This window comes from Dellaglioa sp. CoH-55-MRSF-8 (assembly GCF_056782195.1).
The window spans coordinates 42,261-55,214 of the sequence record NZ_JBXAYH010000003.1; the positions used below are offsets into that span (position 1 = coordinate 42,261).

Here is a 12,954-nt window from a genome sequence, read left to right on the forward strand (position 1 = left end):
AATTATTTAGCAACCTGTTCAAATTTTAACCCCTCTAATAAAAATCCGAAGCCCATCATTTGTGAACCAGTTACGGAATTAAGTGTAAATGTTTTTTTATCTTTGTCTAAACTAGCTTTCATTGTATAATCATCAAATTTCATGGTAAGTTTACCGTCTTCAATTTCATAAGTACCTTGGTCTGACTTTTTATCAGTTTCAACTTTAGTCACAGTGTTTCCTTTAAACTTCAACTCAAATTTGGAACCACCCATGTCGGAAATATAGCTTCCATCCATCTTATTTGAATTGCCCATCATAAACATAGCCACAATAATAACTATAGCTACTATACTGACACCGGTAATAATATTTGCTTTTTTTGACATTTTTTCTCCATTTTTATAAATTTAATATAATAAATCTTATTTTCTGAACGAATTAAATGCACTGACGGTTGAGGACATAGCTGCCAAGCGTGCATTTGAGGCAATATCTTGTTGTAAGCCTCTCATTTCTTCCTGCATTGAAAGTTGAGTTTCTTGGAATTGTTGTGTTTCTAAAATGTTAAAGGCTTCTTGCAAATCACGTGCCCGAGTTTCATCAATTAATTTCCAAAGACGAAAAATATCGAAATAGTTGTAGAATTTCTCTGGGAATCCTTGCTTGCCTGCAATATAATCTTCATTTGCCATTTCAGCGTCCAAGTCTGCTAAGGCTTGTGTTTTAGATTCATTACCCGGCATAATATAAACAAAATATTTAAAAGCAAATAGCGCGATAACAGCAATGATGAATGGCATCGCCGCACTTGTCTGACTAGTAATCATAAAAAGAACAATTAAAACGACTAATGCGATGATTATTCCTCGAAATTTTTTCTTACCTTTTTCAATCTTAGCCTCTGCTTCACGAATTTGTTGTTGGATAACTGCAGCTCCCGCTGTAACACTTCTTTTTGCCATTAAAAAATCTAAAAGTTCTTCTTTATTCATAATTTTCTCCCTTTTCTTTGAACGAATTATTAACCAACCTTTACCAAACGATCCCTATAAAATCTCCTCCCCCAAAAAAGTAATTTATATCTTGCACTATCTTCACATGATATATTTTATCTCAAAAATATACTCAATACTACCTTTTTATGTAACTTTATAGGTATACTGAGAGCTTTGAAAGTGTGCGCACTTAATTTATCATTAAACATATGGATAAATAGGAGCGATTTATGATTATACTTGTGGGCACTTTCATTCGGAAAAAGCGAAAAGAATTAGGACTTACAATTGAAGAATTGGCAGAAATGGCGGACGTATCCGCCAGCTATTTGGCTCGACTCGAAAGAGGACAATTAGACGATACGAGTACAAGAAAGTTGGAACTAGTTCTGAATGCCTTACAATTAAATTTGGCTGATATATTAATGAGTAATGATTTTAACGACATTTATACGCCCGAATTAATTAACAGATTGAAAAGCATGACCACAGATGATAGAATGCGTATCTCTAAAGCGTTACTGGAAATCTTGAAATAGAAATTGATTAGACATATATTAAATGGGTAGAGAGTGTGTAAAGCATAAAAAAAGACACCATTAATGGTGTCTTGACTAGTCTATTTTATGGTGTTAATTTTATCTCGTATTATGGATTTTATTCAATGTTGTTCCTTTTTCAATATTGTAAAGTATTGATACAAGTGGATTCAAATAGATAAGATTCCATGAAGTATTAATCGATAATTCTCAAAACGCTAATATATATTTATATCGATATTTTGAAGCACTTCACAAAGCAATTTGTGAGGTGTTTTTTTGTATGGATTTTAAGTGTATAAAATATTCTAGTTCGGAATCTACGAAAATTTCTAAATTCAAAACCAACGCGTTTAATGACCTTAATTTTATTGTTTATTCCTTCTAAAGGACCGTTAGTATAATAATAGCCAAAATTATTTTTAATCTCAGAATGGTGACAAAGCAACGTTTCAATACTTTTAAGCATTTCTTCAGAACACCTTTCGGTGTTTCTAACTGTAAAATCATAAGATTTCCAGTCCTTCAACCGAATGGTTGATCTTATTTGGTTCATGAGTTCATATGATTTATTTAGTTCAGGATGAATCGCTAATAAATGATCAACGACATTTGTTTCTGTTGTTAGGTATGGGAAATAAGTCCATTTCTTGAAATTTTTAAAATCTAAGGTTTCAGAAGGTTTTAACAGGAGCTTCCAGTAACGTTTTAGTGCTTTGTAGTCTTGTGATGATTTTGAAAGTTCTTTCATCAGTCTAATTCTAGTTTTAGTGAATCCACGATTCACTGAATTGATAATATGAAAGGTATCTATGATGACAATCGCGTTAGGAAAGACTTCTTTGGCTAGTTTAGGATAGGTATAATTCATATCAGTTACGATAATTTTCACGTTTTTTCTAGCTGCAGCTGAGTAACGATAAAAATAACGTTCTATTTGATAGAATCTTCTAAAAGATAAAAGTTTGATTAATTCATGGTTACTAGCATCCATAAATTCAAAACTCATGGCATCTGTAGCTGATTTGGTACTCTTGACTTCGTCAAGTAGGAGTACTTTAGGTAAAAATTTATAATTAGGTTTAAAATCACGTTCAAAGGTCATTAAAATACGACCTACAAAGGAATCAGGATTCGAAATTTCATTAGCAATATGAGTTAAAGAAACGGATTCCGCTAATTTAGTTAAACAGAGCTGTTTAGATAGATTGGAAATCGTACAATTTTTAGGAACCACACTTGTTTGGACAAGGAAGTATGACTGCCGCTCATGACAGCTAAAGTATCTTCGTTTGAGTGATAAAATGATACATTTACCAAAAAATTTAGGGTAGCGTATGGGTGTTTGACGCCAACTATACCTGATAATCTGTCCTTCGTTTTTAATATCACAATTTGGACAATCCCTTCGGCTGGTAATCAAGAACACGGTTAAATCGAGTGACACCGTCATTAGAAGACTGATAATCAACAATCGTTAGACTACTGTCTTTTATTTTAAGCCAAAATTTAGTATGATTAGGCATGCGGAGAGTTCCATCTTTCTTATTAATTCATCTGTGGTGGTTGAGGGATAATGAACATGGATGAACTCGTAACCAAAAGTCTTATGACTTTTGGCTTTTTTTTGTTATTATACAAAAAAACTGTCATCAGTAATAGTTTTTACACTAGTCCCAACAACAGATAGTACAGAGCCTTTTTATTGTATTTAAAATTTAAAGATATTTCCTTCTATTTGGAATATTCGTTGGGTTTTGGGAGCAACTACTGATAATAACCTAGCTAAAACACAAAGAAAAGTAAAGGGTATATAAACGATTTCTCCTCCCTTTACATTTTTTCATTTTTGCAGAAGGATTAATACAGCAATCGATACTGAAACTTACTGCAAAAATCAATTAAAAGGCCCAAAGGAAGAAGTTAATCAATTTTACACAAAATAAAAATGAGATTACCGTATTTTCACTTAAATCTAATTTTTTTTATTGTCTCAATTTTATAATGCTTTTTGACAACCTCCAAAAGAAAACATATACTTAATTATGAAAACGCTTTTATATAAAACGGAGGCAAACAGATGACACCAGAAATTGAATGGCTAGATACACCAACCGTTTTTCGTGTTGGACAGGTACCAGCTCACAGTGATCATAAGTACTATGCAACTCAAGCAGAAATGTTACAACAAAAAAGTTCATTTGAACAATCTTTGAATGGAACTTGGAAATTTAGTTACAGCACTAATGCAGCAAGTCGACCAAAAAATTTCTATCAGACTGACTTTGATGCAGAACAATTTGACACAATTCCAGTACCACAGCATATTGAATTATCAGGATATGAGCAATTACATTATATTAATACGATGTATCCTTGGGAAGGACATGAATATAGACGACCTGCTTTTTCAGATACTGATTTAAATCAGTATGCTGGAATGTTTAGTGATGCAGAATATAATCCAGTAGGTTCATATTTAAACCATTTTGACTTGGAACCAACTCTTCAAAATAAACGCGTTATTATCCGTTTTGAAGGTGTTGAACAGGCAATGTACGTCTGGTTGAATGGACATTTTCTAGGATACGCAGAAGATAGTTTTACACCAAGCGAATTTGACCTGACACCTTATTTAAAAGATAAGGATAATTGTTTGGCAGTTGAAGTGCATAAACGAAGTTCTGCAGCCTTCATTGAAGACCAAGACTTTTTCCGTTTCTTCGGAATTTTTCGTGATGTGACACTGTTAGCACAACCTGCAACACATTTAGATGATTTTTGGGTGATTCCTGATTACGATAGTGGACAAAAAACAGGACAAGTAGATTTACAACTTCATTTTAGTGGGGCAGAACAACGTGTCCGTGTCACATTCAAAGACCAAGATGCGGTGTTATTTAGCGATGAATTAATGAGTGGGTCAGATGTCGAAAAACACTACAATTTAGCACAACCAGTGACTGCTTGGCAGAATGACCGGCCTTATTTATATACATTACAATTAGAAATTTTAGATGCTGATGGGCAATTAATTGAAATTATCCAACAACCAGTTGGTTTTCGCAAAATTGAAATTAAGAATCGCGTGATGTTATTAAATGGTGAACGATTAATTATCAATGGTGTTAATCGTCATGAGTGGAACCCTAAATCAGGAAGAACCATTTCAGATAATGATGAAGCTTGGGATGTTGACTGTATGCAACGTAACAATATTAACGCAGTTCGGACGTCACATTATCCAGATCGATTATCTTTTTACAATCGTTGTGATCAGGCTGGTATTTATATGATGGCTGAAACCAACTTAGAATCACATGGTTCTTGGCAGAAAATGGGTGAAGTTGAGCCTTCTTGGAATGTGCCCGGCTCATCGGATCAATGGGAAGCAGCCGTTTTAGACCGCGCTAAAAGTAATTTTGAGTTATTTAAAAATCATCCCTCAGTTTTATTTTGGTCATTGGGTAACGAATCATACGCCGGCAGTGTCTTAGCGAAAATGAATGAGTACTATAAACAAAAAGATTCGACACGTTTAGTTCATTATGAAGGTGTTTTCCGTGCGCCTGAATACAAAGATGTCATTTCAGATGTTGAAAGTCGGATGTATGCAACACCAGCCGAAATTAAAGACTATCTAGAAAATTCACCACAAAAACCATTTATCTTGTGTGAGTATATGCATGATATGGGTAATTCATTGGGCGGGATGAAATCATATATTGATTTATTACAACAATATGAATCCTATCAAGGTGGTTTCATCTGGGACTTTATCGATCAAGCATTGTTAGTTGAAGATCCCGTCACAGGTCAAAATGAGTTGCGTTATGGTGGCGATTTTGATGATCGACCATCTGATTATGCATTTTCGGGTGATGGACTCGTTTTTGCCACACGTAATGAAAAACCAGCAATGCAGGAGGTAAAATACTATTATGGCACAGATAAATAAGCAGTTAACTGTCATTTACGGAGATGTCACACTCGGTTTAAAAGGAAATGATTTTCATTATATTTTCTCCTATCAAACGGGTGGCCCAGAATCTTTTAGAATTCAAGGTAAAGAGTGGCTTTATCGCTCACCAAAACCGACTTTTTGGCGTGCAACAACGGATAACGATCAGGGGAGTCAGTTTCCAGTAAAGTCAGGGATGTGGTTGGCCGCTGATCAATTCAGTAATTGTCAATCAGTTAAAGTTGCTATTAATGGTAAACCAATTGCGTTACCGATTGCACCAGAAAATAATCGTTACACTAACCATGAAGTCGCTGAAAAAGTGGCTATAAGTTATATCTATAACACACTGACTGTGCCGCAAACGCAAGTGACGGTCACTTATACTGTTGAAGCAACCGGAAAAATGAATGTTGCAGTTTCATACCAAGGAAAAGCTGGATTACCCTCATTACCTGTTTTTGGGTTGCGATTTATTATGCCCACACCAGCGACTCGTTTTTGTTACCAAGGATTATCAGGAGAAACTTATCCAGATAGAATGGCCGGAGGAATTCCAGGCCGATATGAAGTTCAAGGGTTACCAGTGACACCATACTTAGTTCCGCAAGATTGTGGTGTGCATATGCAAAATGATTGGGTAACTGTTTATCGACAGTCTGTTCTGGATAATCGTATGCAACAGGCTTCTGAAACGGGTTTAACATTCAGTGCGGTTGATCAACCAATTGCGTTTAGTTGTTTACCTTATACAGCTGAAGAATTAGAAAATGCGACACATCATAGCGAATTACCAGCGGAACATCGTACCGTTTTATCGATTCTAGGCGCCGTTCGAGGTGTTGGTGGTATTGATAGTTGGGGTAGTGATGTTGAGGATGACTATCAAATTGATGCGATGAAGGATATTGCTTACCAATTTAATATCACATTTGATTAATTTGCCTATCTACCATAACTATAGTAGACTGTAAATAATTAATAAACAGGGAGTGTGAAGTGCATTGGTAAATACAAATCGTTAATCGAATAACTGTCGACTAAACAAGGGACGAAGTGTGTCTTTTTATGCATGTTGACTATTCAAACGGTTTGCAATATCAATTCTTTTTCACATCTGAAAGAACCACTTTTTTTGATGGATAACGATTGAAGAGCATATAACTGTATGCTCTTTTTTTGTAGAATCAAATGGATAGTTTAGCGGTCGACCTCACAAAGAAATGAGGTAATTACTATAGGAACAATACAAATTAAACAATTAAGTTTTCAATATGATGGACAATTAGCACCAATTTTTAAAAATGTTGATTTACAATTAGATGCCAGCTGGAAGTTAGGTCTAATTGGTAGAAATGGTCGCGGAAAAACGACTTTATTTAGAATTTTACAAAATCAATTACAGTACCAAGGAAAGATTAGAACAGATTTAGAATTTCAGTATTTTCCTCAAACAGTTGTTAAACCAGAAGAGTCAGTGTGGCTGGTTATCAAGAGTATCACAGACTTACAAGACTATGATCAGTGGCAAATTTTAATCGAATTAGATAAACTTGGACTATCTGAAAAATTATTGACGGAACCATTTAATCAATTAAGTCCAGGACAGCAAACTAAGATATTATTAGCCAGCTTATTTGTTGGCGAAGGTAAATTTCAATTAATAGATGAACCGACTAATCATTTAGATGAAAACGGTCGAAAAATTATTTCTGATTATCTAAGACAAAAACAAGGATTTATTTTAATCAGTCATGATCGTTATTTTTTAAATAATATTATTGATCATGTTATTTCAATTGATCGCGCTAAAATCAGTCAATTTAAGGGTAATTATAATACGTGGGCTGACGAAAATACGTCACGAAATAATTGGGAATATAATGAAAAAGAAAAATTACAACATGATATTAAACGATTAGAAGGTGCTTCACGGAAAAAATCGGGTTGGGCTAATCAGACTGAGGCGAAAGTATCTGGTGCGACAGACAGAGGATTTATTAGCCACAAGGCAGCTAAATCTATGAAACGGGTACTAAGTATTAAAAAACGTGCCGATAAAGCAGTAGAAGAGAAAAAATCTTTACTTAAGAATATTGATGTGGCAGATCTTTTAACGTTGAATTTTGAAAAATTAGTGTCAGATAAGACTTTACTAGAGGTAATTGGCTTATCAGCATTTCGTAAACAATTGCCGGTAAATAAACCGGTAGATTTTAAATTAAAGATGGGAGAGCGCGTTATTCTTCAGGGTGAAAATGGTTCTGGTAAATCGAGCGTTATCGCTGCTATACTAGGTCAATTAAAGTATCAAGGGCAATACAAATTTGCAACACCTTTAAAAGTGAGCTGGTTACCGCAAAATTTTGATGGTTTATCTGGTTCTTTACAAGAATTCGCTGCAGAAAAAAATGTTTCTTATTCTTTAATGTTGGATACATTAAGAAAACTTGGTTTTGAACGTTATGAATTTGATAAAGATATCAGTCAAATGAGCATGGGCCAAAAGAGAAAAGTGGCTTTGAGTCGTTCGTTGGTTGAACCAGCAAATATATATATTTGGGATGAGCCACTTAATTATCTAGATGTTATCACGCGTCAACAAATTCAAGATGTTATTCTGGCTTTTCAACCACCGATGTTAATCATTGATCATGATAAAGAATTCGTTGAAAAGGTTGGAACAAAATTCGTTGAGATTGAACATTATTAGTGAATGGTTAATTAAAGGCATCCAATTTATACGTCTATTGATATCAAGATAGTCGTAATGATATACTGTTAAGAGCATAGTTATTTTAACTGTATACTGATTAGCGGGGCATACAGAATTAAAATCGACGTAAGTTGAATAATAAAAGATCAACTTTATTTGAAGGCATGTATTCATAATATGAATCTTTAACTTTGAAAGAAATTGTTAATTAATAGAGCAAGGAGGAAACATTAATGGCTGATAAAGCAAAGACTGATAGAGATAAAATGCTAGAAATTATCAAAAAGAAACAAACTGATGGCGGAAACTTCAATAAGAAGGCTACTGCTAGAAATGATCGTACTAAAATGCGTAAGGGTCCTAAGATTTTTAAATAGAGGTTTAGACTTAGCTCAGATAAATATCTGGGCTATTTTTTTAATCATTAAAATCTAGCATACTTTTACTGAATCAATTCCAATATATCTGCAGTAACTTCTTCAGCTGTAGCAGGACTACCACTACTAATCCATTGCAACATCGTTCGTAGAACGCCACCAAGAATGAACGTTTTTTGAGTATTATTTAGCCGACTGATACTAGGCGTATCTTTAAGAATCTTTTCAAAATAAGTATAAAAAGAATCTTCCAATAAATAAACAATATCATTTTTAATTAGGATATCCATAAATTCAGAATCATTATGCCAATAGTTAAAAGCTAGCTTGAAAATGTTTTTCAAACTAATTTCTGTTTGATTGGACTTGAGTTCGGCGTAAAACTGGTCAAATAAGTAATCGGACCGAGTTAGTAAAATCGCGTCCTTATTTTCAAAATTACGATAGAAAGTCAGCCGGGCAACTCCGGCTTTTTTTGTGATTTCAGTTATTGTGATTTCTTGATAAGATTTTATTTTTAATAAGTCAATTAAAGAATCAATAATCAAATTTTTACTTAATTTTGCTTGGTTATTTTCCGTCATTTTTTATATCTCCTTGAAGTGTAACAAATAACACGATTTTGTATCTTGTAAATCACGCGATAAATGATTAATATAAGTGTAACAAATGTAACACTTATAGCAAGAAAGATAAATGACACTTGAAGTATTTTATATAAAGTCATTAAAGTCGGAAAATTTATTAAACTAATTAAAAGAGGTTATTGAACATGAAAAAAATTTGTATTATATTTGATCATCCCTACACTGCAGACGCTGGATACAATGAATTGCACAATAGGAGTTATTCAGCGGCATTACTAGTTAGTGCTAAAGCAGCGTATGAAAAAGAGGGCTGTATTGTGGACGTAATTGATTTGCATAAAGATGGGTTTGATCCTGTAATGCACCAAGAAGACCTAATATCTTGGCGTAAGAAGATACCAACGGATTCTATGACGGCGAATTATCAAGAACGCCTCATGGCTGCAGATGAGCTTGTCTTTATTTTTCCAATCTGGTGGGAATCTATGCCAGCTATGATGAAGGGATTCTTTGACAAAGTTATTGCTAAAGGGATTCTTTATACAGAGCAGGAAAATAAAAAATTATTTAAAAATGAGATGGTTCATTTAAAGAAAGTTAAAATGGTTACAACTATGTCAACACCAGGTTGGATTTATCGAACTATCTTTGGAAATCCTGTGACTAAAATGGTATTTAGGGGAACATTCCGGAAGATGGGGTTTAACCAGTTGAAATGGTTTAACTTTGCTGCAGTTCAAGGAATGAAACTTGAAAAACGACAACAGTTGTTGAAGAAGTTTGAAAATAATATTGTGAAGTAAGAGGGTTCAACCTGATTGGGTAAATACAATTAGGTTGGCTCTTTTTTAATATCACTAGAACCGAATCTTTTGAATTTAGTTCAGTTAATTTAAGTAGTATAATACAATTGAATTATTAAGGAAGAAAAGGGCGTCAAATAGTGAATGGAGGGGCAAAATGATGACAGAACATGAAAAATTATTGGCAGGTCAAGATTATGATTATCGCGACCCAGAATTACAGGGTATGATTGCGGCGGGTAAAGAATTAGTCACTATAATCAATACGACAACTGACCTAGAGAAAAGAGCAACAGCAATTCACGAGTTGTTAGGGAAATCTGGGGAAGGACTCGTTATTAATGGTCAATTTAATACAGTTTATGGTAAACATATCACTGTTGGTGATGATGTTTTTATTAACGGTAATTGTACATTTCAAGATTCAAACAAAATCACATTAGGAGATCGTGTCATTGTCGCGCCAGACACGAAGTTATATTGTGGTGAACATGCATTAGATGCAACAAAACGTTTTGGAAAAAGACAAGATGGTAGTCGTTATTTAATTACTTATACTAAACCAATTACAATTGGAAACGATGTGTGGATAGGTGGAAATGTCACGATTATTGGTGGCGTTCATATTGGGGATAATGTGATTGTAGCAGCTGGTGCAGTGGTGACAAAAGATGTTCCTGACAATACAGTAGTGGGCGGCGTGCCCGCCAAAGTTATCAAACAATTAGAGCCATTAAAATAAGAAAATTTTTATATTAGGTGAGAGGAATGAGCAGGCTATTTTAGCATTTTTGCCTAGTATTAGATAATCAGCTAAATTAAAGAAACCTAAATTAGGTTGTAGGAGGGAAAAGTTAATGACAAGTATTGATGTTTTTGCACACGTTTTACCACCACATTTTTATAACGAGATGTTAGCTATTCAGCCGAACTTGCCAGAAAAAATGCCATTTATTAAACATCCCATATTGATTGATATTGAACAAAGACGCCTATTACGGAACAGAAATGTCCAACAAGTTATCTCAGCAGTCAACGTGAATCCTGAGGACTACGTAGGGCCAGAACAAGCAGCGGCATTATGCTGGCAAGCTAATAACGAAATAATTGAAATGGTTCAACAAAATGCAGACTTGTTTAAAGCGGGTATTGCAATGATACCTCTAAATAACATCGATGAAGCAACACGTATTATAAAAGAACAAGTGCTAAAAAATTCAGAATTAGTTGGCATTCAGTTATTTACGCGTGCCCTTGGAAAAAGTATTGCTGCAAAGGAATACCGGGTTATTTTTGAAATGGCTGCACAATTAAATATCCCAATTCTGTTACACCCAATTTTTGATGATCGTAAACCAGACAATAATATTATTTTTAGTTGGGAATATGAACTAGCGCAAGCAATGTTGCAATTAGTACAGTCAGGAATTTTTAATGACTATCCTACACTTAAAGTAATTGTTCATCATGCTGGGGCAATGGTGCCTTATTTTGCTGAACGAATTAACCATATTCTATCACCAGAACAGGCAGCTGATTTTAAACGTTTCTATGTAGATACTGCATTATTGGGCAATCCTAAAGCATTAGGGTTAGCAATTGATTATTATGGTGTTAGCCACGTACTGTTTGGAACTGATGCACCGTTAGGGATTGCGCCAGCTGGAGCAACGGATGCCATAATTGAAGCTTTAGATCAGTTGAATCTTTCGAAAGATGATCGAGCCCTGATTAATTATGGAAATTATAATCGTTTGATGGGATTGGGTGAATAAATGATAGAACTTAAGAATGCCCCATTATTAAGACTATTCAAACTTAAAATTAAGCTATCTGATCGTGAAAGATTTGAAAAAGCAGGGATGATTAATTTAACGACCTCAATTCAGCAAGAAAAAGGAACTTTGGCGATGTACAGTGTACATTTGGATGAGGCGGGTACTGAAAATATTGTGATTGAATCTTATCAAGACGAAGATCAATATCAAAAACATGCAAATTCGGCTCAATTTAAAATGTTTAGTAATATCGCATCTCAGGCAGTAATTGAAAAATCGATGATTAATTTATCCCCAGAATTACTGTTAGAAAAAACAACAGCCTTGCATGAATTGAAGCCTGACAGAGCTATACTCAAAGTAACAAGTATTGAAATAGAGCCGAATAGGGTTAAAGAATTTAGAGAAGTTTCATTGAATACTATGAAACAATCATTTGAAAATGAAGCAGGACTCTTAGTGACATACATTGCTTCTGTAGATGGAGATTTAAATCAATGGATTTTCGTTGAAATTTACCGGAGTGACGAGGATTACCAAGCTCATTTACAAACAATGAATTTTAAAAAATATGTAACAGAGACGAAAAAAATGGTGCTTAATAAACGAATAGAGACACCTGTAGCAGATGTTTTAGTTAATCAGGGTGGATTATTTTTTGAAAAATGAAGATAGAGCGGTAATCAAGTTAGTCGATTACAGTGCTATCTTTTTAATTTTCCGTAAACAAAAGAGGTGCTGATAAATTTTATCAGCACCTCTTATTAATAATCGAGTATCAATATAATTTAACCCCAGCGATTTGATTTTCTGGGTAAAACCATTAAAATAAAGAACCAAATACTACCGACTAATGGAACGAATTGGATTAAAATCCACCAACCAGAACGATCAGTATCATGTAAACGACGAACTGAAACAGCAAAGTTTGCAATCCAGACGATAAACATAACAATATTTCGACTTGTCATAAAAGTAAGTTCACTAAAATTATAAATCGAATCGATAGGATGGCCAACGAGTGACGTATAAAAATAAATAATAATTGCTCCTAGAATACTATTAATAATCGTAGGCCACCAATAGTCTGATCTATTCGATGTGTCAGAAAAATTAAAAATATTTTCCCAGAAATTTTTGTATGATTGAACCATATGCTTAATCCTCCTTTTTAAAACGTTTTATTTAGTTAAAAGACATCGTTAGATTATTAAAT

Annotated in this window: 14 protein-coding genes; 9 read left to right on the top strand and 5 right to left on the bottom strand. The window is 34.1% G+C overall.

What is annotated here, in order from left to right; all coding sequences use genetic code 11:
• Positions 1–2 precede the first annotated feature (2 nt).
• Together AC1RPW_RS03965 and AC1RPW_RS03970 are read right to left on the bottom strand one after the other, a co-directional pair.
• On the bottom strand, positions 3–368 hold the full coding sequence (locus AC1RPW_RS03965; RefSeq protein ID WP_481761607.1) for a hypothetical protein: 366 nt from the start codon (positions 366–368) through the stop codon (positions 3–5).
• Between the two features lie 36 nt (positions 369–404).
• A complete protein-coding gene (locus AC1RPW_RS03970) occupies positions 405–974 on the bottom strand; it encodes a hypothetical protein (RefSeq protein ID WP_481761606.1) in 570 nt (189 codons plus the stop codon).
• A gap of 233 nt (positions 975–1,207) precedes the next feature.
• Here AC1RPW_RS03970 and AC1RPW_RS03975 point away from each other — a divergent pair, with 233 nt between their 5' ends.
• Entirely contained in the window at positions 1,208–1,516 is a 309-nt protein-coding gene (locus tag AC1RPW_RS03975; protein ID WP_481761605.1) for a helix-turn-helix domain-containing protein, read from the top strand.
• 229 nt (positions 1,517–1,745) lie between these two features.
• On the opposite strand, the gene AC1RPW_RS03980 is transcribed toward AC1RPW_RS03975, so the two are convergent.
• Positions 1,746–2,969, bottom strand: coding sequence for an ISL3 family transposase (locus tag AC1RPW_RS03980; RefSeq protein WP_481762183.1), 1,224 nt, complete (start codon positions 2,967–2,969; stop codon positions 1,746–1,748).
• Between the two features lie 627 nt (positions 2,970–3,596).
• Here AC1RPW_RS03980 and AC1RPW_RS03985 point away from each other — a divergent pair.
• The 4 genes from AC1RPW_RS03985 to AC1RPW_RS04000 all read left to right on the top strand — a co-directional run bounded on the left by AC1RPW_RS03985 (position 3,597) and on the right by AC1RPW_RS04000 (position 8,570).
• Entirely contained in the window at positions 3,597–5,474 is a 1,878-nt protein-coding gene (locus AC1RPW_RS03985) for a glycoside hydrolase family 2 TIM barrel-domain containing protein (protein WP_481761603.1), read from the top strand.
• Positions 5,458–6,417, top strand: coding sequence for a beta-galactosidase small subunit (locus AC1RPW_RS03990; RefSeq protein ID WP_481761602.1), 960 nt, complete (start codon positions 5,458–5,460; stop codon positions 6,415–6,417). Before AC1RPW_RS03985 ends, AC1RPW_RS03990 begins: the two co-directional genes overlap by 17 nt.
• 312 nt (positions 6,418–6,729) lie before the next feature.
• Positions 6,730–8,190 (top strand): ribosomal protection-like ABC-F family protein, encoded by a 1,461-nt coding sequence (gene abc-f, locus AC1RPW_RS03995; protein ID WP_481762188.1) that lies wholly within the window; start codon positions 6,730–6,732, stop codon positions 8,188–8,190.
• A 236-nt stretch (positions 8,191–8,426) separates the two neighbouring features.
• A complete protein-coding gene (locus AC1RPW_RS04000; RefSeq protein ID WP_409022043.1) occupies positions 8,427–8,570 on the top strand; it encodes a hypothetical protein in 144 nt (47 codons plus the stop codon).
• 65 nt (positions 8,571–8,635) lie between these two features.
• On the opposite strand, the gene AC1RPW_RS04005 is transcribed toward AC1RPW_RS04000, so the two are convergent.
• Entirely contained in the window at positions 8,636–9,154 is a 519-nt protein-coding gene (locus AC1RPW_RS04005; protein WP_481761601.1) for a TetR/AcrR family transcriptional regulator, read from the bottom strand.
• Positions 9,155–9,342: 188 nt separating this feature from the next.
• Here AC1RPW_RS04005 and AC1RPW_RS04010 point away from each other — a divergent pair, with 188 nt between their 5' ends.
• From AC1RPW_RS04010 to AC1RPW_RS04025, 4 genes are all read left to right on the top strand, one after another.
• Entirely contained in the window at positions 9,343–9,960 is a 618-nt protein-coding gene (locus AC1RPW_RS04010) for an NAD(P)H-dependent oxidoreductase (protein ID WP_481761600.1), read from the top strand.
• A 157-nt stretch (positions 9,961–10,117) separates the two neighbouring features.
• Positions 10,118–10,702, top strand: coding sequence for a sugar O-acetyltransferase (locus AC1RPW_RS04015; protein WP_481761599.1), 585 nt, complete (start codon positions 10,118–10,120; stop codon positions 10,700–10,702).
• 115 nt (positions 10,703–10,817) lie between these two features.
• The gene (locus tag AC1RPW_RS04020) at positions 10,818–11,735 is read left to right on the top strand and encodes an amidohydrolase family protein (protein WP_481761598.1); all 918 of its coding nucleotides are present in this window, start codon (positions 10,818–10,820) and stop codon (positions 11,733–11,735) included.
• Positions 11,736–12,407, top strand: a complete 672-nt coding sequence (locus AC1RPW_RS04025) for a putative quinol monooxygenase (RefSeq protein ID WP_481761597.1) — start codon at positions 11,736–11,738, stop codon at positions 12,405–12,407.
• A gap of 119 nt (positions 12,408–12,526) precedes the next feature.
• On the opposite strand, the gene AC1RPW_RS04030 is transcribed toward AC1RPW_RS04025, so the two are convergent.
• Positions 12,527–12,892, bottom strand: a complete 366-nt coding sequence (locus tag AC1RPW_RS04030; RefSeq protein WP_481761596.1) for a DUF805 domain-containing protein — start codon at positions 12,890–12,892, stop codon at positions 12,527–12,529.
• Positions 12,893–12,954 lie beyond the last annotated feature (62 nt).

Coding starts and splice junctions, on each gene's coding strand:
- AC1RPW_RS03980 (WP_481762183.1), bottom strand. CDS start 2,969: ATGACGGTGTCACTCGATTTAACCGTGTTCTTGATTACCAGCCGAAGG.
- AC1RPW_RS03990 (WP_481761602.1), top strand. CDS start 5,458: ATGGCACAGATAAATAAGCAGTTAACTGTCATTTACGGAGATGTCACA.
- AC1RPW_RS03985 (WP_481761603.1), top strand. CDS start 3,597: ATGACACCAGAAATTGAATGGCTAGATACACCAACCGTTTTTCGTGTT.
- AC1RPW_RS04025 (WP_481761597.1), top strand. CDS start 11,736: ATGATAGAACTTAAGAATGCCCCATTATTAAGACTATTCAAACTTAAA.
- AC1RPW_RS04030 (WP_481761596.1), bottom strand. CDS start 12,892: ATGGTTCAATCATACAAAAATTTCTGGGAAAATATTTTTAATTTTTCT.
- AC1RPW_RS03975 (WP_481761605.1), top strand. CDS start 1,208: ATGATTATACTTGTGGGCACTTTCATTCGGAAAAAGCGAAAAGAATTA.
- AC1RPW_RS04010 (WP_481761600.1), top strand. CDS start 9,343: ATGAAAAAAATTTGTATTATATTTGATCATCCCTACACTGCAGACGCT.
- AC1RPW_RS04000 (WP_409022043.1), top strand. CDS start 8,427: ATGGCTGATAAAGCAAAGACTGATAGAGATAAAATGCTAGAAATTATC.
- AC1RPW_RS03970 (WP_481761606.1), bottom strand. CDS start 974: ATGAATAAAGAAGAACTTTTAGATTTTTTAATGGCAAAAAGAAGTGTT.
- AC1RPW_RS03965 (WP_481761607.1), bottom strand. CDS start 368: ATGTCAAAAAAAGCAAATATTATTACCGGTGTCAGTATAGTAGCTATA.
- AC1RPW_RS04020 (WP_481761598.1), top strand. CDS start 10,818: ATGACAAGTATTGATGTTTTTGCACACGTTTTACCACCACATTTTTAT.
- AC1RPW_RS04005 (WP_481761601.1), bottom strand. CDS start 9,154: ATGACGGAAAATAACCAAGCAAAATTAAGTAAAAATTTGATTATTGAT.
- AC1RPW_RS04015 (WP_481761599.1), top strand. CDS start 10,118: ATGATGACAGAACATGAAAAATTATTGGCAGGTCAAGATTATGATTAT.